The 22,615-nt window shown below is 58.6% G+C and carries 14 protein-coding genes; 10 read left to right on the forward strand and 4 right to left on the reverse strand.

From position 1 onward, the window contains the following. Positions 1-100: 100 nt before the first annotated feature. The 3 genes from dxs to AC3WWR_RS14440 all read right to left on the reverse strand — a co-directional run bounded on the left by dxs (position 101) and on the right by AC3WWR_RS14440 (position 3,217). The gene (gene dxs / locus AC3WWR_RS14430; protein WP_020796285.1) at positions 101-1,999 is read right to left on the reverse strand and encodes a 1-deoxy-D-xylulose-5-phosphate synthase; all 1,899 of its coding nucleotides are present in this window, start codon (positions 1,997-1,999) and stop codon (positions 101-103) included. 91 nt (positions 2,000-2,090) lie between these two features. Then, complete coding sequence (ispA, locus tag AC3WWR_RS14435) at positions 2,091-2,978, reverse strand: (2E,6E)-farnesyl diphosphate synthase (RefSeq protein ID WP_020796286.1); 888 nt, start codon at positions 2,976-2,978, stop codon at positions 2,091-2,093. Continuing rightward, positions 2,975-3,217 (reverse strand): exodeoxyribonuclease VII small subunit, encoded by a 243-nt coding sequence (locus tag AC3WWR_RS14440; protein WP_007970180.1) that lies wholly within the window; start codon positions 3,215-3,217, stop codon positions 2,975-2,977. The genes ispA and AC3WWR_RS14440 overlap by 4 nt, the downstream gene beginning before the upstream one ends. 464 nt (positions 3,218-3,681) lie before the next feature. On the opposite strand from AC3WWR_RS14440, the gene AC3WWR_RS14445 reads away from it, so the two are divergent. The 8 genes from AC3WWR_RS14445 to AC3WWR_RS14480 all read left to right on the forward strand — a co-directional run bounded on the left by AC3WWR_RS14445 (position 3,682) and on the right by AC3WWR_RS14480 (position 18,383). Beyond that, complete coding sequence (locus AC3WWR_RS14445; RefSeq protein WP_033045477.1) at positions 3,682-4,470, forward strand: YfaP family protein; 789 nt, start codon at positions 3,682-3,684, stop codon at positions 4,468-4,470. Positions 4,471-4,506: 36 nt separating this feature from the next. Then, complete coding sequence (locus tag AC3WWR_RS14450; protein WP_492598813.1) at positions 4,507-6,234, forward strand: DUF2138 domain-containing protein; 1,728 nt, start codon at positions 4,507-4,509, stop codon at positions 6,232-6,234. Then, a complete protein-coding gene (locus AC3WWR_RS14455) occupies positions 6,219-6,869 on the forward strand; it encodes a DUF1175 domain-containing protein (RefSeq protein WP_033045475.1) in 651 nt (216 codons plus the stop codon). Before AC3WWR_RS14450 ends, AC3WWR_RS14455 begins: the two co-directional genes overlap by 16 nt. Continuing rightward, positions 6,866-11,428, forward strand: a complete 4,563-nt coding sequence (locus AC3WWR_RS14460; protein ID WP_492598814.1) for an alpha-2-macroglobulin family protein — start codon at positions 6,866-6,868, stop codon at positions 11,426-11,428. The genes AC3WWR_RS14455 and AC3WWR_RS14460 overlap by 4 nt, the downstream gene beginning before the upstream one ends. A 1-nt stretch (position 11,429) precedes the next feature. Further along, the gene (locus tag AC3WWR_RS14465) at positions 11,430-13,061 is read left to right on the forward strand and encodes a DUF2300 domain-containing protein (RefSeq protein ID WP_492598815.1); all 1,632 of its coding nucleotides are present in this window, start codon (positions 11,430-11,432) and stop codon (positions 13,059-13,061) included. Between the two features lie 3 nt (positions 13,062-13,064). After that, positions 13,065-13,877: a YfaP family protein gene (locus tag AC3WWR_RS14470; RefSeq protein ID WP_492598816.1), complete on the forward strand. Its 813-nt coding sequence runs from the start codon at positions 13,065-13,067 to the stop codon at positions 13,875-13,877. Positions 13,878-14,196: 319 nt separating this feature from the next. Next, complete coding sequence (locus tag AC3WWR_RS14475; RefSeq protein ID WP_131672099.1) at positions 14,197-16,497, forward strand: ATP-dependent nuclease; 2,301 nt, start codon at positions 14,197-14,199, stop codon at positions 16,495-16,497. Beyond that, a complete protein-coding gene (locus AC3WWR_RS14480; protein ID WP_131672098.1) occupies positions 16,494-18,383 on the forward strand; it encodes a UvrD-helicase domain-containing protein in 1,890 nt (629 codons plus the stop codon). The genes AC3WWR_RS14475 and AC3WWR_RS14480 overlap by 4 nt, the downstream gene beginning before the upstream one ends. Before the next feature lie 306 nt (positions 18,384-18,689). On the opposite strand, the gene AC3WWR_RS14485 is transcribed toward AC3WWR_RS14480, so the two are convergent. Then, a complete protein-coding gene (locus AC3WWR_RS14485) occupies positions 18,690-19,601 on the reverse strand; it encodes a LysR family transcriptional regulator (RefSeq protein WP_131672097.1) in 912 nt (303 codons plus the stop codon). A gap of 133 nt (positions 19,602-19,734) precedes the next feature. On the opposite strand from AC3WWR_RS14485, the gene AC3WWR_RS14490 reads away from it, so the two are divergent. Beyond that, positions 19,735-20,766 (forward strand): Rieske 2Fe-2S domain-containing protein, encoded by a 1,032-nt coding sequence (locus tag AC3WWR_RS14490; RefSeq protein ID WP_131672096.1) that lies wholly within the window; start codon positions 19,735-19,737, stop codon positions 20,764-20,766. Between the two features lie 181 nt (positions 20,767-20,947). Further along, the gene (gene hpxO / locus AC3WWR_RS14495) at positions 20,948-22,141 is read left to right on the forward strand and encodes an FAD-dependent urate hydroxylase HpxO (protein ID WP_131672095.1); all 1,194 of its coding nucleotides are present in this window, start codon (positions 20,948-20,950) and stop codon (positions 22,139-22,141) included. Positions 22,142-22,615: the final 474 nt, after the last annotated feature.

Raw genomic sequence — 22,615 nt, forward strand, 5'->3', positions numbered from 1 at the left:
GCGAAGGCGTCGGCACATTCAACATTGATGTTGGATGTGTCGGCCTCTTCGCGGGCAAGCCCGCTCCCACAGGGGGGAGTGTGTATAGCGGTTTAGCGGTTTAGCGGTTTAGCAGTTGCAGACGCTCGCGGATCGAAGCCTCGATCCCGGCTTCATCCAGTCCACACTCAGCCAGCATTTGCGCCGGCTTGGCGTGTTCGACATAAATGTCCGGCAAGCCCAGGTGCAGCATCGACTTGAGGATATTCTCGCGAGCGAGAAATTCGCTGACCGCACCGCCGGCACCACCCATGATGGCGTTTTCTTCGACGGTCACCAGCAGCTCGTGGCTGCCAGCGATTTCGCGAACCAGCTCTTCATCCAGCGGTTTGACGAAGCGCATGTCGACCACGGTCGCGTCCAGCGTCTCGGCGACTTTCAGCGCCTCGGCCAGTTGCACGCCGAACACCAGCAAAGCGACGTTGCTACCCTGGCGGCGAACCACGCCCTTGCCGATTTCGATCGGCTCGAGGTCTTTCTCGATGGTCGCATTCGGGCCGTTGCCGCGCGGGTAACGCACGGCGGCCGGGCCGTTATACAGATGACCGGTCGAGAGCATCTTGCGCAGTTCGTTTTCGTCGCTCGGGGTCATCACCAGCATGCCGGGGATGCAGCGCAGGAACGACAGGTCGAAGCTGCCCGCGTGGGTCGGACCGTCTTCGCCCACCAGGCCGGCTCGATCGATGGCGAACAGCACGTCGAGGTTTTGCACCGCGACGTCATGCACCAACTGGTCGTAGCCGCGTTGCAGGAAGGTCGAATAGATCGCCACCACCGGCTTCGCGCCTTCGCAGGCCATGCCGGCCGCAAAGGTCACGGCGTGTTGCTCGGCAATCGCCACGTCGAAGTAGCGCAGCGGGAAGCGCTCGCTGAAGGCCACCAGGTCCGAGCCTTCCTTCATCGCCGGGGTGATCCCGACCAGGCGCGGGTCGGCAGCCGCCATGTCGCACAGCCACTCACCGAACACACCGGAGTACTTCGGCCCGCTGGCTTTCTTCGGAGGGTTGGCCGGCGCATCGACAGGTTCGAGCTTGGTGATGGCGTGGTAACCGATCGGGTCGACCTCAGCCGGGGCGAAGCCTTTGCCTTTCTTGGTGACGATGTGCAGGAACTGCGGGCCCTTGAGATCACGCATGTTGCGCAGGGTAGCGATCAGGGTTGGCAGGTCGTGGCCATCGATCGGGCCGATGTAGTTCCAGCCCAGCTCTTCGAACAGCGTGCCGGGCACCAGCATGCCTTTTGCGTATTCTTCGGTGCGACGGGCGATTTCCCAGGCGCCGGGCAGGCGCGACAGGACTTTTTTGCTGCCCTCGCGCATGCTCGCGTAGGTACGGCTGGAAAGGATCTTCGCCAGGTAGTTCGACAAACCGCCGACGTTGCGCGAGATCGACATGTCATTGTCGTTGAGGATCACCAGCATGTTGGCGTCCACTTCCGGCGCGTGGTTCAGCGCTTCGAACGCCATGCCGGCCGTCAGTGCGCCGTCGCCGATCACGGCAATCGCCTTGCGATCACTGTTTTGCAGACGGGCGGCAATCGCCATGCCCAGGGCTGCGCTGATCGACGTGCTGGAATGGCCGACGCCAAAGGTGTCGTACTCGCTCTCGGATCGACGCGGGAAGGCGGCAACGCCGTCCTTCTGGCGCAGGGTGGCCATGCGCTCGCGACGACCGGTGAGGATCTTGTGCGGATAAGCCTGATGACCCACGTCCCACACCAGCCGGTCGTCCGGGGTGTCGAAGACGTAATGCAACGCGATGGTCAGCTCGATGACGCCCAGACCTGCACCGAAATGCCCACCGGTCTGACCGACCGTGTAGAGCAATTCCAGGCGCAACTCATCGGCCAGGGTTTCCAGCTCGGCTTCGCCTAACCGGCGCAGGCCGTCCGGCGTGTTCGCGCGGTCGAGCAGGGGCGTGGTCGGGCGCTTGCGGGGAATCTCATGAAACGTCGTGGGCATCAGGCGAATCGTTATAGGTATAAAAGATGCGGCAGTTTACCTGATGCATCGGCCCCTGCCCACGCGTTGGTCTTTTTTGGCGGATTCGCCGTCAGTTGCGTCGCTCGACGATGTAGCGGGCCAGTTCACGCAGGGGCTCGGCAGCCGCGTCAAACGGTCGCAGCGCATGCAGCGCCTGATCGCGCAGTTCCAGGGCATAGGCCTTGGCGGCGTCCAGGCCCAGCAGTGCCGGGTAGGTCGGCTTGTCGCGGGCAATGTCGGCGCCTTGGCGTTTACCCAGGGTTTCGGTATCGCTTTCGACGTCGAGAATGTCGTCCTGAACCTGGAATGCCAGGCCGATGGCCTGTGCATAAGTCTGCAGGGACTTGAGTTCGTCCTTCTCGGCGCGACCACTGGCCAGGGCGCCGAGCTTGACGCTGGCTTCGATCAGCGCGCCGGTCTTGTGCCGGTGCATGTATTCGAGCGCCTGTTGATCGAGCTTCAGGCCTACCGAGCCAAGGTCGATGGCCTGGCCGCCGACCATGCCCGCCGGACCTGCCGCCAATGCCAGTGTGCTGACCATTTCAAGACGGATCTCGGCGTCGACGTTGCTCAGGCGCGGGTCGAGCAGGGCGCTGAACGCCAGGCTCTGCAAGCCATCGCCAGCGAGGATCGCGCAGGCTTCATCGAATTTCTTGTGCGTAGTCGGCTGGCCGCGACGCAGATCGTCATCATCCATGGCCGGCAAATCGTCGTGCACCAGCGAATAGGCATGGATAAGCTCCACCGCGCAGGCCGCGCCGTTGGCCTGCTCCGCCTTGCCGCCCAGTGCTTCGCATGCAGCGTAGGCCAGCAATGGGCGCACCCGTTTGCCGCCGTTCATCACGCTGTAGCGCATGGCGTCGTACAAGCGCACCAGCTCAGGGCCTGGCGCGATGAACAGGGTTTCCATGGCGGCGTTGACGCGGGCCTGGCTGGTCGCTGAATACGCTGCAATCATTCTGGTTGATCCGCGTCGAAGGGTTCCTCGGCCAACTCGCCATCACGCTCGAGCAACACTTGAACCTTTTGCTCGGCCTGGGCCAGCGCCGCCTGGCAATCGCGGGTCAGGCCGATGCCTTGCTCGAAAGCGGCCAGCGAGTCTTCCAGCGATAATTCGCCATTCTCCAGACGCTCTACCAGCGTTTGCAGGTCAGCGAGGGACTGTTCGAAATCCAGTGCAGCTTTTTTGCGGGCCATGGCGGCGATTTCCGGTTGACGTTAAACCGGCGCGACACTAGCAGATAGGGGGTTTATGGGCAAATGAGCGGGGTGTTTCAGCCACCGTTTCCTGAGAGGAACCAGTCCTGTGGCGAGGGGATTTATCCCCGTTGGGCTGCGAAGCGGCCCCTGACGTCTGTTCCGACTGTATGCGTTGTCCGGATTTACGACTGCTTTGCAGCCGAACGGGGATAAATCCCCTCGCCACAAAGTGAGTGGCGATTCGGCTCATTTTGTGAGCCGAATAGGAACGGTAATCGGCTCATCGTGACTCTCCCCGCAAATCCGGACGCATCCGATTGTTAAAAAACACCCGCACGTCTAACCTTCCCGCCATCGACGACCCGCTATTCATGGGTCTTTCAGACGAAACGCAGTACCCACATCTGTAACGCGCCGAGGATCAGGCGCAAGGTTTCGTCATGCATGGCAGGAGGCATCACATGCGCTCATTTCTTTTGCTGCTGATCGGCTGGGCCTGTGCGCCCGCCCTGGCCGCGCCCAGTGCCGAGCTGTCGGAGCCGGTGGGCGGCTGGCGCTTCAACGGTTTGCTGGACCGTACGGAAAGCCCGCAAGTCGCCTATCCCACGCCACCCATCGACCGTGGTGTGCAGCGCAATCGCACGATGATCCAGGGCCAGCTCAAGGCCATCGGTACCCAGCGCGGACCCCACACGATCGCAGTCAACGGTAATCCGTTGAACCTGTACACCGACGATCAGGGCCGGTTTGCCCGGCCCTATGCATTCGGAGCCGGCTCCAACAGCGTCGAAGTGCGCAGCGCCGAAGGCCAGTCGCTCAAACGCGTGCAATTCTATGAAGCCAACAATTTACGCACGCCCGCACGGATTCGCGTGGTGCTGGGGTGGGACGATCCAAAAGCCGAACTTGACCTGCACATCGTCACCCCCGACGGCCAGCACGCGTTCTGGGCACGGCCGGCGATGAGCAATGGTGGTGGCCTCGACCCGGACGGCGTCGACGGCCCCGGCCCGGAAATGTTCACCATGACCGCGTCGCTGCATGGCACCTATCTGGTTTACGTCAACTATTGGGGCAACTTCGGTAGCGGCGGCTATAACTTCGATGAGACCAGCAATCAGAACGAGGTCATTACGTCGCAAATCAACCTGGTGCTCAACGAAAACACCGTCGACGAAAAACGCGAAACCTTCATCGTGCCCCTGCGCGCAATCGGTGACCTGCTGCTGGTCAAGACTTTCAACTATTAAGCATCCCGCTCCACGGATGAATTCGGGTTTTGTGAAATGAGCGATGACACTGATTCCCCGGCCGCTGTAACACCTGGCCCCAAGCCGTCCCGCTATTGGGCAGGAAAAAATGTCCGGGCCATTGTGATCGGGCTGTGTCTGGTCGTGGGCGTGGCTGCTGGCATGGGCTGGCTGATGCTGAAAAGCAAAGCCCCGGCCCCGCAACTGGCGGCGGAAAAACTCGGCATGAGTCGCCCCGATGGCTTGCTCGAGACCCACTCCTTGAGCCAGTTGCCCAGGGACCTGCTGGCGGTACCGTTCCTAAAGGAAACCCTGACCGAAGATTTCGTCTTCTATTACGAAACCCACGCCGATCGCCTCGGGCTGATCGGCAGCTTGCGGCGGATCATCTACGAGCATGAGCTGAAGTTGCAGGACACGCTGATCGAGCAGCTGTTCGATCAACCGGCGGACGTTGCGTTGTGGCGCGGGGCGGATGGCAGGCTCAAGGATTTCCTGCTGGTGATGGATCGCGGTGGCCTGGCCAAGGTGCTGGAGCCGCTGGCCAAAGTGGCGCTGGATGATTCGCAGTTGAGCAAACTCGCAGACGTGAAAGTCGGCAACGACGACGTGGCGCTTTATCAGCTCAGCTACAACGCCAGCAAGGCGCTGCTGTTTGCCTCCCATGGCGACAAACTGGTGGTGCTGTCGAATCCAACCAAACTCTACGATCCGCAAAGTGGAGCGACGCAGGAGTCGGGCAGTGTCTCGAACCAAGCCATCGCCGCACTGCTCAACGGCGACAAACTGTTCCCCGAAGCGTTTGGCTTGCAACCCCGCGCGCCGGAAGTGAAGCAGCGACTGTCGGTGAATGCCAGCGTGCTCGTCATGGGGTATCAGCGCTTCATCCCGAATTTCGCCGGGTTGCGCTTCGACATGGATGACAAGGGCTGGCACAGCTTCCTGGCCATGGATGAACTGGACGATCAGCCGGACTTTGATTTCAAGCCGATCTGGCAAGCCATGCCGATGGGCGCCAGCGCTTGCGTGGCCGTGCCGCTGGCTGCCGAGCAACAGAAGCCGCTGCTGCTCAAACTCGGTGCTGACGAGACTGCGGCCCAGGCGTTGACCGAGCACATGGCCGGTGCGGCGGGCCTGTGCTGGTACGCCGATTCGCGGCTGTACACACCACTGCTGGTCGCCAGCCTAAAGGATGAAGACAGCGCCAGCCTCGATGGCGAACTGGGCAGGCTGTTCGGCTCGATGGTCGGCGCTTATGAAGGCAAGGTCGATGAGCATGTGTTCCCGGTGATTGAGAAACAGCAAGGTGACAACCGCCAGTGGCAGCGTCAGGTCAGCTCCCGTTTCGGTCCGTATGCGGCCAAGGATGCCGCGAATCCCGATGCGATCACCGGCCAGGCTTTCATGAACGTCAGCCTGGCGCGCCACGGGTCGACGCTGTTGTTTTCCCTCGATGACAAACTGCTGGACAAGGCCCTTGGCACCCTCGACAAACGCTTCCCGCCGATGGCCGACGTGGTGCCCAAGGACCTGCTGATGCCGGTGTACTTCGGCCCGGACGCCATGGCGCAGTTGATGCAGCGCGAAACCCTCGACAGCCTGCCGCAAGACATGGAACCGGTGTTCTACAACGCGGCGCAAACCTACCTGATCCCCAAATTGCGCAAGCTCGGCGGATACGGCAAGTACGCCCTGACCCTGCCCGAGGGCACCGAACCCGATGGCCACTGGCAATGGCTGCCGCTGCAATGGAAAGCCCTGTGAACGTACTGATCCGCAGCCTCGGCGTGCTCGCTTTGCTGTTGAGCGCGGGCGCCCGAGCGATCGAAACACCGGCGCTTGATCCGCAGCAATCCCAGGTGTTCCGCGCCTGGTTCGTCCGCATCGCGCAGGAGCAACTGAGTCGGGGGCCGAGCCCGCGCTGGTATCAGCAGGACTGCGCGGGCCTGGTGCGTTTTGCCGCCAACGAAGCGCTGAAAGTCCATGACGACAAATGGCTGCGCAGCAATGGCCTGTCCAACCGCTACCTGCCGCCGGAACTGGAGTTGAGTGCGGGTCAGCGCGGGCTGGCCCAGCAATGGCAGCAAGGTGGTGGCAAGGTCGGGCCCTACGTCAATGCGATCAAGCTGATCCAGTTCAACAGCCAGCTGGTTGGCCGCGATATCGCACAGGCGCGTCCCGGCGACCTGATGTTTTTCGACCAGGGCGACGACCAGCACCTGATGATCTGGATGGGCCGCTACATCGCCTATCACACCGGCACCACTACTCCCACCGACAACGGCATGCGTTCGGCAAGCCTGCAACAACTCATGACATGGAAGGACACCCGATGGATACCCGATGCAGCCAACCCCAACTTCATCGGCGTCTATCGACTGAATTTTCTCTCCCAATGATGGGTGCCCGCATGCTGCGTTTTCTGCCTCTGCCTCTGCTGTTGGCGTTGGTGCTTCCATTTTCGACGGTCAACGCCCAAGACGCTGTCGAACCCAGCGGCTATACACCGGTGGCCGGTGAAAGTTTTTTCCTGCTGGCCGACAGCAGTTTTGCCAGCGACGAACAGGCGATGGTCCGCCTTGAAGCGCCGGGTCGCGACTACCGTCGCTTGCGCATGGAACCCTATGGCGGTGCCGACATTCGGGTGTACCGCATCGACAAGCCGCTGGACTTTCTCAAGCGCCAGAAGAACCTGCACCGGGTCGTCAGTGACGGCCAGTTCAAGGGCGAAGGCCTGTCGAATACGCTCGCCTACTTGTGGGACACCTGGTACCGCAAATCTCGTCGGGTCATGCAACGGGCGTTTTCCTACGAGTCGCGTAAACAAGTCACCGAAGAAGTGCCGGAATTGAAGATGGGCAACGCCATGGCCGCGCCAACGCCCTACGACGCGCAGCCACAATTCGCCCTGATTCCGGGCCTGCCGGTGGTCAGCCAATTCCGCTACCCGCTGTGGCAAGCCAAACCGATCCAGCCGCCTGAAGGCGTGAACCTCGCCGGGTCTTCCAGTGAGTTCGTCAGTGTGGCGCCGGGCAACGTCTACATCCCGTTGGGCAACTTGAAACCAGGCCTGTATCTGGTGGAAGCGCTGATCGGCAAGTACCGCGCGACCACCATGGTCTTCGTCTCTAACACCGTGGCGGTCAGCAAGATTGCCGGGGATGAACTGCTGGTGTGGGCTGCGCGTAAACACGAAGGCAGTTCGGTGCCCAAGGTCAACGTGCTGTGGACCGATGGCCTGGGTGTGATGAGCAGCGGTGCAACCGATGCCGATGGTTTGCTGCGCCTGAAACACGTCAGTCCCGAGCGCTCATTCGTGATTGGCGAGGATGAAGAGGGCGGCGTTTTCGTCTCGGAGAACTTCTACTACGACAGCGAAATCTACGACACCAAACTCTTTGCTTTCACTGACCGCCCGCTGTACCGACCGGGGGATTGGGTGTCGCTGAAAATCGTCGGGCGCGAGTTCAAGAACGCCCGGGATTCGGTGCAGCCCGTCGCAGCCGACGTTAACGTGACCGTATTGGATGCGACCGGGACGGCGCTGCAATCCCTGGCCTTGAAGCTCGACTCCAAGGCCGGTACCCAAGGCCGTTTCCAGTTGCCCGACAATGCTGTGGCCGGTGGGTACGAGTTGCGTTTCAACTATAAGGATCAGGCCTACAGCAGTGCCTTTCGCGTCGCTGAATACATCAAGCCGCACTTCGAAATTTCCCTGAACCTGGCCAAGCAGGATTACCGCACCGGCGAACCGATCAAGGGCAACCTGGTGCTGCTCTATCCGGACGGCAAGCCGGTGGCCAACGCCAAGTTGAGCCTGAGCCTGCGTGCCCAGCAATTGTCGATGGTCGACAACGAGCTGCAATACCTGGGGCAATTCCCGGTGGAACTGACCAGCACCGAATCGACCACCGACGCCAAGGGTAATGCCGTTGTCGATTTGCCAGCCGCCGAGAAACCGAGTCGCTACATGCTCACCGTGTTCGCCAGCGATGGCGCGGCGTATCGGGTCAAGACCACCAAGGAAATCCTCATTGACCGCGGCGCGGCGAATTTTCGCCTGAGTGCGCCGCGGCGCTTCAGTGCGGTGGGCGACAAGGTTGCGTTCAGCTACGTCAATCAAAGCGAGCAGAGCGCAGCGGTCACGCCTGCCAGCTACGGCTGGGTACGCCTGGAGGATCAAAGCACCGGCGAGGGCAAGCTCGCGGCAACCGACAAGGGCTTCAGCCTGGCCTTCGAGCGTCCCGGTACTTACAACCTCTCGCTCAAGGATGACCATGGTCGCACCCTCGGTGCCACCGGCCATTCTGTCACCGGCGAGGGCGTCAAGGCGGTACCGGGAACCGTGGAAATCGTCCTCGACAAACCCGAGTACAAGGCTGGCGATGAAGCGCTGGCGCTGATCACTTTTCCCGAGCCGATCAGCGATGCGCTGCTGTCCCTGGAGCGCGACAAGGTCGAGGCCACGGCGCTGCTGTCCAAGGGCGGCGACTGGCTGAAGCTGGAAAAACTCAGCGACACTCAATACCGCGCACGCATTGCGGTGCAGGACAGCTTCGCGCCGAACCTGACGTTCTCGGTGCTGTACACCAAGGGCGGCCAGTACAGCTTCCAGAACACCGGTATCAAGGTGATCACGCCGCAGATCGAAGTGGCCATCGCCACTGACAAAGAGACCTACCGACCCGGTGAAACCGTGTCGGTCGACCTGAGCACGCAGTTCGCCGGCAAGCCGATCCCGGCGCATCTGACGGTCAGTGTGGTCGACGAGATGGTCTATGCCTTGCAGCCGGAAATCGCGCCGTCCATCGACCAGTTCTTCTACCATCCGCGCCGCAACAACGTGCGCACCAGCGCCAGTCTGTCGTTCATCAGTTACGACGTCGCGCTGCCTGGCAGCCCTGGCGCGCCGGGCAAGGCCAACCGCAGTGAGCGGGGCGTCAAGGTGCTGGAGCGCCCGCGTCGCGAAGACGTCGACACCGCGGCCTGGCAACCGGAGCTTGTGACCGATGCCAGTGGCAAGACCCGCTTCACTTTCAAGATGCCGGACTCGTTGACCCGCTGGCGCATCACCGCCCGGGCCATCGCCGATGGCGGCCAGGTCGGGCAGAAGAAGCAGTTCGTGCGCTCGGAGAAACCGCTGTACCTGAAGTGGAGCGGGCCGACTCGATTCCGCGCCGGCGACAAACCGGATCTTGGTGTGTTTGCTTTCAGCCAGGCGCAAAACCAGGTCAAGGCCGAGCTGGTGATTCATTACGCGGGCAGCGAACAGCGGGTTCCCGTCACGCTCGACAGCGGCATCAACTACATACCGCTGCCGGCATTCGGGCTGGTCAATGGCGAATGGAGCGCGGAACTAGTGCAGGACGGTAAAACCGTCGATGCCTTGACCGTGCACCTGAGCGCAACCGGCGAAGGCTGGCAAGTCACGCAAAGCCAACGCCTGGACGTGGTCAGCGCAGATACACCGTTGAGCCTGCCTGCGGATGCATCGGATATCCGCTTGCGTCTGGATGACAGCCCGCAAGCACTGTTCCGTGCTGCCCTCGATGATCTGCTGAGCTATCCGTACGGCGGCGTCGAACAGACCACCAGTCAATTGCTGCCGTTGAGCATCGCCTATCCAGCCTTATCGTCGAACCCGCAGGTCCGCGATCGCTTGCGCCTGATCATGCAGAACAGCCGCCTGCGCCTGGTGCAAATGGCCGGCCCTTCGGCGAGCTTCACCTGGTGGGGCCTGGACGGCGAACCGGATGCGTTTCTTACCGCCTACGCCTATTACGCCGACTGGCACGCCAGCCGGGTAATGGAGCTGAACTTACCCCCAGAGCACTGGCAGCGAGTGTTGGAGGTGTACGCGAAACAGGCGAAGAATACGCCGCTGTTGCAACGGGCGCTGATCCTGTCGTTCGCCAGACAGATGCAATTGCCGGTCGAGACTTTGCTCAGCGGATTGATGGAGGACCTGATGCGCGCCGGTGAGGGCAGTGCCGCAAACGTCATGGACGTGGCTGGCGATAGCCTGGTCATGACTGATCCGGATTCGGCGCTGGGCCTGGCTGCTGCGCGCGCATTGACCGCCTCGCTGGCGGGGCAATCGAAGGTCGCTCTGCCCGCCGCATTCAAGCGGCAATTGGCTGACGCACAGCAGCGACTGGCCACCAGCTCCGAGCCTTTTGCCGAGGCGCTGAGTGCATCGCTGCAGCCGTTCGATCAGGCGCATGCACAAGCGTTGTTGCTTCGGTTACTGCCACAGCAATCCACGCTGGAACGTGCGCTGGCACTGACCTGGTTACAACGCAACATCGAACAGGCGGCGCCGGCTGTGACCTTGAAACCGGGTGACGGCTGGAATCAGGAGCAGGGCGCAACCGGTGAAATCTATTGGACATGGCAAGGCGCACAGGTCCCCGGCGTCTTGTCGCTGAGCGGTGCTCAGGAGCGTCCACTGAACGCCGCGTTGAGCTTCCAGAGCAAACAGTCAGCGGTCGATCCGCTGCCTGTGACCATCACCCGTCGCCTGTCGCGACTGGTGCCGGGCGATGAAGCCTTCACCTTCAAGCTGCAGCCTGTCGGCAGTGCTCCCTTGTCCAGCGACAACCTGTATCTGGACGAAGTGATCCTGACCAGCAAAGCCGCCAGACCCTTGCGTTACGGCCTGCTCGAAGTGCCGCTGCCACCGGGCGCGGATGTCGAACGCACGACCTGGGGCATCAAGCTCATGGGCAAGGCCGGGACCGAACCTTCTGCGCTGGAGAAGGCCCGTTTCGAGCCCGGACAAATGGCCTATGCAGTGCCGGTGGATGCCTTGAGCGGCGAACTGCGTTTGCGTCACCTGGTGCGCTTCTCGCAGAAAGGCCAGTTCAGCCTGCCGCCGGCGCGTTTTACCCAGGTGTACGCGCCACAGCATCAGGCTCAGGAGCAGAAACCGGCGCTCGGTCAGCTGACGGTTCACTGATATGTATCGGCCTTGGGTCTGGTTGCTGCTGTGTCTGATTCCCGCGCTGGTCAGTGCGCAGGAAGATCCCTTGCGCCTGGCTTTCAAGGATCAGTTGCTGACGTTGAGCCGAACGCAGGTGCTGTCGCGCGAACCTTTGCCCGACAGTTTGCAGGCGCCCCTGGGCAGTGTCTGGAAGTTGTTTGTGTACGCCTGGCTGGTGGACACCGGCGCGCGTGAGCCGGCGTACGAGTGTCGCGGGCAGTCGAAGGAAGAAGTCTATTGTTGTACCGCCGGTGGCAAGATCGATCGGGATCAGGCGTTGGTGAAATCCTGCGGGCTGTATTTCGAGCCGGCGCGATTGGGTATCGATGTTTCTGGTTGGCGGGCGTATTGGCAGGTACGACAGTCACCGCAGTGGCTGCTGGATTTGCCGTCATTACAACCAGCCACCCGGGTTTCGGTGGTGGAATTGTTGCGCATGTTGGCGCTGATGCCGGCGCAGGACCAGGCGCGTCGCGTATTGCTGGATGTGCTATTGAACGCGGCGGATGGCAACGTCGTGGGCGAACTCGGCAGCCGCTTGCGGGTGAAGACTTGGAGCTGGCTCGGGGATCGGGATACAGCGTCGCGTCAGGGTGGATTCGCCGGTTGGACGACGGATGGCACGCCGATCTGGGCGGGAGGACGCGGAACCAGCCAGCGGGTTCTGCGCGATTACGCCCAGGCGTTGTCCGTGGTGCTGCCCACGTCCTGGCCGGTGGAGGCGGGGAAGTGTGTCGAAGTCGATCTTTTCTCCCGCTATCCACTGCAGCGGGTCATGTCAGGTGACCGTGTCATGTCGTCCGGCCTGTTGCGGGGCGATTACCGGGTCGAGTTCGTCAACGGCAACCAACTGGATATCCACAGTGACGGCGACCTGTTTTTACTCAACGACAGCCCTTCACCAAAACTGGTCGCCCGCCTCGATCGCGAAGAGTACGTCGCCCGAGTCCTGCAGCGTGAAGCCAGTGCCGAACCCGTTGAGGCCGCCAAGGCCCTGGCCGTGGCCATCCGCACCTACCTGCTGCAAAACGCCACGCGCCGCGGTGATTGCCTGAGCATCGACGACAGCAGTCAGCACCAGCGCGTCGCCCCACGCCCAGCCACGGCGCAGGTACGCAGCATCGCCGCCTGGACCAGCGACCTGGTGCTCACCGGGAGCACCGTGACCTACCACTCCAATCAGCCAGGCCTCGACAGATTGTCCTGGCAACTTGCCGTGGACCAAGCCAACGCCGGCCAGCGCTACGACGCCATCCTGCTCCACGCATACCCGCGCGCCAGCCTCAGCCGCTGGGATAATCCTGTTGCTTCCTGCGAGGCGCTGCCCGCCGCGCAAGACTGGCTGCAAAAGCAACGCCGCGGCTGGCGCCCCCGTCTTGAAAGCGAAGCCGGCTACAACGAAGTCAGCACCTTCGCCGTATGTCGCCTGGCCTTCGGCCGTCCTTTCGTCGACCGTGAACGCCAGCGCATCTACGCGCGCGGCGTGCTTTCGCTGCAGGACCGCCTCGACCTGACCCACGAATACCTGCACCTGGCCTTCGAAGCGCACCCCAACGGCCAGGATGAAACCTACATCGAAGGGCTCGCCCGCCACCTCTTGCTGGAATAGGCCATGACAGATCGTTATCCACAGGTCTTGCTGCTGCTCTGCGCGCTCGCCCTGTTATCCCCGGCAACCGCCGCCGACAGCGTCAAACTCGACACCCCCTCTGGCGGCTGGCGAACCGGCGCCGCCGAAGGGGAAGGCGAAAATTTTCGGCAGATCGTCAACTACCCGGCCTCATCGGTGAACACCCCGGCGGGACAGGCAAACACCGCGCGCATCAAAGGGCAGATCAAAGCCGCGCCGAAGAACGGCGAACCCGGCCGACTAATCGTCAACGGCGTCAGCATGCCGCTGAAAATCGATACCGCGGGAGGCTTCGATCGACCGTTCTCATTCCCCAGTGGCAGTAACAGCGTCGAAGTCCGCAGCCCCGACGGCCAGCAACACCGCCGCGTGCAATTCCTCAACGCCAGTGGTGGAGCAACTCCAGCCAAACTACGCGTGCTGCTGGCCTGGGACAGCGACGGCACCGACCTTGACCTGCACCTGATCACCCCCGACGGCGCCCACATCTGGTACGGCGACCGCGCCGTGGCCAACGGCGCCGCACTCGATGTCGACGTCACCACCGGCTACGGCCCGGAAATCTTCGCCATGCCGGCGCCGATCAAGGGGCAGTATCTGGTGTATGTGAATTACTTTGGCGGTGGGTACCGCAGCGATGAAGAAGGGCAGGAGGATGCGGTTCAGCCGTTGACGACGGCGCAGGTGACGGTGATTACGGAGGAGGGGACGCCGAGTGAGAAGATGGAGACGTTTCTGGTGCCGATGCGGGCGGTGGGGGAGCTGACGTTGGTGAAATCGTTTAGTTATCCGTGAGAGAAAGGGGCGGATGACATTATTACGGGCATTAAAAAGCCGGCTTGTGGGCGGCGTTATTTTAGATATTTTCCTAGGTTTTATTGGGTTTTAGCGCAGCTAATTATTCTGTCCCCCCAATTGTCCCCCCATCCTGATATCGCGTGTTTTTTATAGCTGCGGTTCTCAGCTTTCAGGCTGCATGCTTCGGGGACAGCCATTGAGACAACTGTTATTCCGTTCTCGTGCCTAATCAGATAATTTGGCTCAGTCGCAAGCAAAGGCGATTTGAAGGATCAGGGCTCCAAACCGAGCCGTCAACAGTTGCAGGGGGCGACCAATGTACTTGAAGAAGCTGTGCATCAAAAATTTTCGTCGGTTACACGACGTTGTTATCGATCTCGCATCCGATATTTCGATTTTTGTTGGAGCAAACAATAGCGGCAAGACTTCGGCCGGTCACGCTCTCCAGCTTTTTACGGGTAAGGGCAAGTTTTCGCTCCACGATTTCAGTTCCGATCTTTGGCCGCATTTTGTTGCGTTCGGCGAGGGACGTGCGAATGCGACCCTGCCTACAATGTCGATTGATATCTGGTTTGAGATCGGTGCGGCTGATGTTCACCGCGTCATCGACCTGCTTCCCAGCTTGGCATGGCAGGGTTCTCTTGTCGGCTTGCGTGTAGCCTTTGTTCCGATCAATCCAGAGGTAACGCAAACCAAGTACCGAGAGATCAGAGAACGCGCTTTGGCAGCTGTCGCCAAAGAGCAGCGTGTAGAGGCTCCCTTCGATCCTTTTCCCAAGGATTTGCAAGACTATCTTCGCGATAAGCTTAATGACGAGTATGAGTTGCGCTACTTCGTGCTTGATCCGGCACGTTTTGATGCACATATGGCCGCTGAGCCAGGCTATGAACCCGTTGCGCTAATACCTGGAAAGGGTCGGAGCGGTCGTGAAATATTGAGCTCACTTATCCAAGTGGACTTCCTCCACGCGCAACGCCATCTTTCGGACAGTCCAGGAGGGGCGCGGGCAGAGGACCTCTCACGGGTTCTCAGCCGCTTCTATAGTCGGAATCTTGAGCAGAAGGCGGATGATGTCGATGCGCTCAGAGCACTCGCAAACTCCGAGATTATGCTTAATGAGCACCTTCAGCGGGTTTTCGAGCCGACGTTAGAAAGCCTATCGAAGCTGGGCTACCCGGGCCTGAGCAACCCGCGGCTAATTATTAAATCCGCGCTCGATCCCTCCGTAATCATGAATAGCCGCGATGGTGCTCGGGTTCACTACGCCCTAGGAGCTTTGGAGAACGGTATTGAGCCACCTACGCTTCCAGATCGCTACAACGGCCTAGGTTTCAAGAACCTTATTTTCATGGTCGTTGAGTTGTTGGATCTTCATGCGCAATGGTTGGCAATTGAGGAAAATCGGCCGCCATTGCATTTAGTTTTCATTGAGGAGCCGGAGGCTCACCTTCATGCACAGCTACAACAGGCGTTTATCCGCAAGGTTCTGGATATCCTAAAACTCAGTGCAGAGGACGCTTCTCACTGCAACAGCCAAGTCGTGCTAACTACCCATTCGGCTCACATTTTGTACGAGCGCGGCTTTCGACCGATAAGGTATTTCAGGCGTAGGGGCCAAGCTGGGGATCGCTCGGAAGTACTGAACCTGTCGGTTTTTTACGAGCAGACCGATGACGGGGTTCGGAATTTTCTGGAGCGCTACCTCAAGTTGACTCATTGCGATCTGTTCTTTGCCGATGCCGCAGTGCTGGTCGAGGGCAATGTCGAACGCTTGCTTCTCCCGCAGATGATTGAGACCGCCGCACCTCGGCTTCAGTCAGCCTACCTCACCATTCTCGAAATTGGCGGCGCATTTGGCTACCGGTTCAAATCGTTGATCGACTTTCTAGGGCTTACTGCACTGATCATTACTGATCTTGATAGTGTTGTTGGTCCTGCGGCAGTTGAGGCTGAGGAGGTTGTTCCAGAGCACGTTGCAGTACTCGAGGCTGCCAATGATGGAGGCGATCAGGACGCGGAAGATAATCAGGTAGAAGACCTTGAGGATGACGATCAAATTGAGGGCGCGGCTCCTAAACCCGGCAAAGCTTGTATCGCGGGGCATCCCGATGCGGTGACTTCAAATCAGACGTTGATTCAGTGGCTACCAAAATGCGGAACTATTGCTGAGCTTTTTGCAGCTAGCCCAGAAGACAAGACTCAGGAGCGAGTAGACGAGAGCACTTCATTGGTTCGTGTGGCCTACCAATCCCCTATCAATGTCACATGGGGAGTTGAGACTAAGGCGTTAGCCGGAAGGACGCTTGAAGAGGCGTTTGCTCTGGAAAACCTTGTTTGGTGCCAGGATAAGGCCCGAAACGAATTGAAGCTGAGGATTCCGCGTGCAGCCGATAAAGACTTGAACTCTTTGGTCGAACGTATACATAAGCGCGTAAAGGGTGACAGTTTCAACAAGACCGACTTCGCACTCGGACTGTTGGCTCAGGACCCTAACACCTGGCAGGTCCCGACCTATATTGCTGAGGGGCTCGCTTGGCTTGAAAGTGAAATAGCCCCCCAAGCAGAGGACGCTCAGAATGAGGTTGAAAGAGATGCTGCGGAAGAGGGTGCAGCATGACTAGCCGTGTAGGAAAGCCTGACACACAGGCTGACATTGAGCTCCGTGAATGCCTAGATGAACAGCCAGCGAGGTCCTTCGTCATGGTCGCCGGCGCTGGTGCTGGTAAAACCACGTCACTAATCAAAGCGCTCCAACATCTTGCTGTCACCCGTGGATCAGCTTTACGTCGAGCGGGTCAGAAAATTGCGTGCGTTACCTACACCGAAGTCGCAGTGCGTGAGATCTGGGGAGATGTGGGAAATGCGCCACTGTTCCACGTTTCGACTATCCATAGCTTTTTGTGGTCAGTAATTAGTCAGTTTCAGGTCGATATTCGGCATTGGGTTGCTGATCGAATTCGCGAAAAAATCTCGGTAAAACAAGAACACCACGATAAGCCCAGAACACAACAAAGAACCAAGGACCGCCTTATTCTGGAGATTGCTGAGCTAGAAGTTGAGATGGCTTGTTTGGACCGGGTGCCACAGTTTACCTACGGAATGGGAAGTGACTACGTTGCCGGCATATTGGGGCACGACGATATTTTGAAGTTGGCTCCTGCCTGCATCGAAGCTCATCCGCTCTTGCGCCAGCTCATCGCTAACCGCTTTCCTTATATTTTCGTAGATGAGAGTCAAGATACCAACCCGATTGTGGTTGAGGCATTAAGGCGTATCGCTGTCGAGCAACCAAATATCTGTGTTGGTTTTTTTGGCGATCCAATGCAGAAAATCTACATGACTGGCGCAGGACCGATAGTACTGGAACATAGCTGGCGCGAGATCACCAAACCTGAGAACTTTCGATGCCCAACCTCGGTTCTTGATGTTGTGAATGCGATTCGCGCAACCGGTGATGGCCTTGAGCAAACTCGCGGTCGGACTATCGAAGTGGATGGAATATTTCAGCCTGTCGTCGGGTCGGCCCAGATTTTCGTGCTTCCAGCAGATGAGCACCGGACTGAGCGCCTCGACGCTATCCGACGGTGGTTGCGACAGGCTACCGACGATCCATTATGGTTGAGTGACAATACTGACGCAGATGTCCGTTTGCTAGTACTAGTCCATCGAATGGCTGCTGCACGCTTAGGGTTCCCCAACCTCTATGCTGCGCTGCACGATCAGGCGCCCGATAGTCTGAAAAGTGGCCTTGAGGACGGCAGTGCGTGGCCTCTCCGAATGCTGCTAAAGACCATACTGCCAATAGTCCTTGCGGCACGGGCAGGTGATCAATTTACGATTATGGATTACCTGAAGGCAGAGTGCCCATTGCTGCAACCCGAACGCATTCGTAACCAGGATGCCCCTACAATTCTTCAAGCACTTCAAAACGGTGTGAATATCCTAGTCGATATGCTTGGGGAAGAATCGAACACGACAATCAAGGAAATCCTGACCCACGTTAGAGGGAACGAAATGCTCTTGCTGGATGAGCGCTTCAATCCGTTTCTTGAGCCAGAGCCAGTCGATGACGGTAGCAGCGGATTCAAAAATTTGGTTGCTTTCTTAGAATGTGGAGCAACCGAACTTTGGGCGTATCGAAAATATATCGAGGAGGAGTCTCCCTTCGCGACGCAGCAAGGTGTGAAGGGGGCGCAGTTCGAGCGTGTCCTTGTGATCTTGGATGAGGAGGAGGGCTCGCATAGCCATTTCTCATATGGAAAATACTTCGAATTCGTTCCCCTATCTGAAAAGGACGAGGAGAATATCGAAGCCGGAATTGATTCAGTCTTGGACCGCACGCGAAGGCTCTTCTATGTTTGCTGTTCTCGTGCAGTGAAGGATTTGGCGGTTGTAATCTTCACTCCAGAAGTCGCTCAAGCTCGCGCTGCAATTGAGCGGGTGGGCCTATTCCCACCGGGTGCGATATTTGGGCTTGATGAGCTTCGTGCGGCGTTAAATTGATGTGATGTGGCTAGCGCCCCTTACGTGCGGGGCAATTGCACAGACTTGTCCACCCATTTGGATTCGACCTGACCAATCATTTACATCGGATTTGACCATCACGCTGCGTGGTCATGACCGGCAGAGAACGACCCGAAGCTGCTGGTGGCGACGGGCAGAAAACGGCCAGAAGCGGTCATTCTTTATGGGCCGGGCTATGAAGAGCCGTAGTCTCCAATCAACAATGTGATTTCTGGTGTGCGAACATATCTAAAAATGCCTGTCGCACCGAGCCCGAAAGCCGCGGTAACTGGCTAATGGCTGCAGCTATTGAGATCGCATCAGGTCGGCCATACGTTTCTGTAGATCCGATAACGCCAGAAGCGCCGCACGAGATAGTTGGCGATGCGGAGCTACGCAAATGGAAAGAACTGGATGGCTGACGTGGATGCCGTCAAGAGGGACGAAGGCAATGGTTTGCGCTTCTACTTCGCTTGCGACATCCAACCAGGACAGAATCCCGACACCCACCCCGGCGCGGATTAACGATCGCATCATGCGCAGATCGTTGCACGCTACGCGCTGCCGAACATCAAGCCTCAGATGATCGTGAAGCGCATGTATGTGCTTTTGTACGACCAGAGGAGCTGCTGGGAAGATCACTGTTTCATCTTGCGTGTCGCTCAGCCGTAGGCTCTTCCTACCTGCCAAGGTATGAGTAGTAGGCATGGCCACTCCCATCTTGATCACCGTGCTAGCAGTCACCAATAGCTCAGCGCCCGGTATAGCATCTAATACGAAGCCAAAGTCGACCTCCGCGGAGGCGATCATTCTTGCGACTTTCTGGCTGTCTGCAACCTTCATCCCGAATGTAAGGCCCGGATACTGCTGCATCAGCGCCGATACGGCTTCAGCCACCATTCCTTCGCTGAGCGCATCGATCAATCCAATGTCGATATGACCGCGGCGCAGGCCTTGCATCTCGTCAATCTGCTCACGAGTGCGAGCGTAATCTTTCTGCCACTGGCGGGCATTAGCCAATACCAGCTCGCCCGCGGACGTAAGCCTCAAACCGCTTGGGAGACGTTCAAATAAAGGTACCCCAAGCTCTTCCTCGACCTTGAGAATCTGCCGATCTATAGCCGAGGCAGAAACGTGCAGAACCTCAGCCGCTCGGCGAATGCTGCGGTGTTGAGTGACCTCGAGAAAGTATCGGGTGAATCGTGAGAATGGGAACATGTGTTGTATTTTTTGCAACGCGATGATGAGAAATCGATGTTTGAGTTCATCACGCCATGCTCTTAAAGTCCATATCGAAGCGCCTTAGAGCGCACTTTCAGACTGTGATGGCAGCTTACGAGGCTCACTTCCCATGATCAAAGACCGTACTCTTCCACTCAATTGCACCTTTGTTGAAAGTGACTGGCGCATTCTCGCCTCACACTGGTACCCAATTGCTGAGTCGATCACCGTGGGCGAGGAGCCGATCAAAGCGATGCTTCTCGACGAGCCGCTAGTGATTTACCGGATAGGCGAGGAGCTGGTCGTGGCGCGAGACGTATGCCCGCATCGTGGCGTTCCGCTGAGTATGGGGAAAAGCGACGGCCAAGGCGTAGTTTGCCCGTACCACGGCTTGCGCTTCGGTCACGGAGGCAAGTGCAACAAAGTTCCGGCAAGCCCCAATGGATCAATCCCAAGCCGTATGCAGCTTTATACGTATCCTGCGGTTGAGCGTTATGGGTTGATATGGACGTGCCTCGATCCGCAGAACGGCCAAGTCGATATACCGAAAATGCCTCATTGGGAAGATGTTGGATTTCAGCAGATTGTTTGCCCGGCTTTCGACGTTAAGGCATTTGCGGGGCGTCAGCTTGAAGGCTTCCTCGATGTGGCTCATTTTGGCTTCGTTCATACGGACACTTTTGGCAATCCGAACAACGTTGAGGTACCTGCCTATCGCCCCGAAGAAACACCCCATGGTTTTGAAGTTCGCTATCTCAGCTCGGTCGCAAACTACCCGATCGGTGTAGAGGCTGACGTCCCTGCTGACTTCACCTGGTTGAGACATTTCGAGGTACATCTGCCGTTCACGGCTACCCTGACAGTGCACTTTCCGAACGACGGTCGGCTGGTCATCATGAACGCCGCTTCCCCCGTGTCTGCTAAATACACGCGAATGTTTGCCCCGATCGCGCGTAATTTTGACAAGCATATTTCTGTAGAGGACGTTCATAGTTTCAACTTCCAGGTATTTGAAGAGGATCGCCTGATCGTCGAAGCTCAAAAACCGGAGCGGCTGCCACTCGATCCCTCCCTGGAAGTACACATTCCGGCGGACATGAGTTCTATCGCTTACCGCAAAGGGCTGCGTAGCCAAGGACTGAGCCAGTTTTTCCTGAGCTAAGAACGCAACTGGTTTAACAACATGACAGCCGTGGGGAGCATGCGTGGCTTCCTCCCACACATTTTAAGGGGCGAACCACTAACCAGTCTGGTGAAGGGTCTCTCAATTCATACACAGGCGTATACCCTGGGGCATCCTGCCTAAGCGATCTCTTCATCTCTCCATCTTTGGTACGTTCGCAATGACTCTTACTGTTTCTAACTCAAGATACTTAGATATCGTCATCATCGGTGCAGGCATCGGTGGCCTCACAGCCGGTATCGCCCTGCAACGTCATGGGCATCGCGTACGCCTGTTCGACAGGGTTGCAGAGCTGACACCTGCAGGCGCAGCGATCTCGGTCTGGCCCAACGGCGTAAAAGTCCTAGAAAAGCTTGGTCTGGGGGATGAGATCAAGAGCGTTAGCGGCACTATGGATACTATGAGTTACATCACCCATACAGGTACCCTGCTAACTCGCTTCGGCCTCGGACCGCTATACGAGTCCGTAGAGCAGCGCGCTTGCCCCATCGCCCGTACGGCCTTGCAAAAAGTTCTGCTGAATGCCTGCGGCGCTGATAACGTCACCCTTGGCGTGAGCTGCGATAGCGTCGAGTCTCACGAGAACGGAGTGCTAGTAACGCTCTCCGATGGCCAGCGCATCCAGGCCGACCTTGTGGTGGCTGCTGACGGCACCCACTCGCGGCTGCGCAACTATGTGGCCGGCTGCGAAGTAGCGCGTGACTACTGCGGCTACGTCAACTGGAATGGTCGCGTGGACGCTAGCGACGATCTGGCTTTCGCTACCGAGTGGACCCAGTTCGTCGGTGATCACAAACGCGTATCTCTGATGCCTATGGGCAACGGCCAGTTTTACTTTTTCTTCGATGTACCACTTCCCGCGGGAACCGCCAATGTGCGCGACAGCTACCGCGAAGAGCTGCACAGCCATTTCGAAGGCTGGGCTCCTCCGGTACAAGCCCTCATTGAGCGTTTGGATACAGCTATCATCAGCCGCGTAGAAATCCACGATATAGCGCCAATCACCAGCTTCGTCAAAGGCAGGGTAGTTCTGCTTGGCGATGCGGCGCACCCCATGGCGCCTGACCTCGGCCAAGGCGGCTGTCAAGCTATGGAGGATGCCTGGGTACTTGCCAAGTGCCTGGAGCTAAGAGGCACCGATGTCGCAGCCGCGCTCGACCTTTACAACAACGCTCGTGTCGATCGCACCGCGCAGATCATGCTGCGTGCCCGTAGTCGGTCAGAGGTGACCCACGGGGGTAGTCCGGCGCAGACACAAGCTTGGTATCAGGAACTTGCGCAGGAGACTGGGGAGCGGGTGATTGCGGGAATCGTCAAGACTTCGCTAGGGGGCGGGGAAATGTTACTCGGCTGATCCGGAAGTGGCCGATTCTGCCTGCGCAATTTGGCGCTACACAGGTAATTGCTTGGACTCGACCACCTATTCGCATACCAGTAGCGCCTCGAGAATGCCAGCTATGGCAAAAAGCTTACACGCGCTCGGGTAAATCTGCCCTATACGCCGTGATAGCGAAGTAGCAATCTAAAGCCATCAACCGCAGCGCAGGGAGCGCTTCGGAAGGTTACGGATGACCACCAGAGCTTGGATGCTGCCGACAGGATGTTGGGCTGGCTTTGATGAGAAAAACGACCCGCTTCGGCGGGTTTTTTTTGGCGGTATTTTGTTGCTGATTGGGGCGGCATGCAAAATTTCAGGAACCTTTTAGGTGAATGTAGCTAACGCTCAATACGTTATTTTTTCCGATAAACTGGCCTTCTAAGAGTCCGGGTTAGTCACCTCCTGGAACGGCGTTTGGAGGTGGATCTATCCGGATACTTCAGGGTAGCC

The sequence above is a fragment of the Pseudomonas sp. EB271-G4-1 genome, from assembly GCF_058791355.1.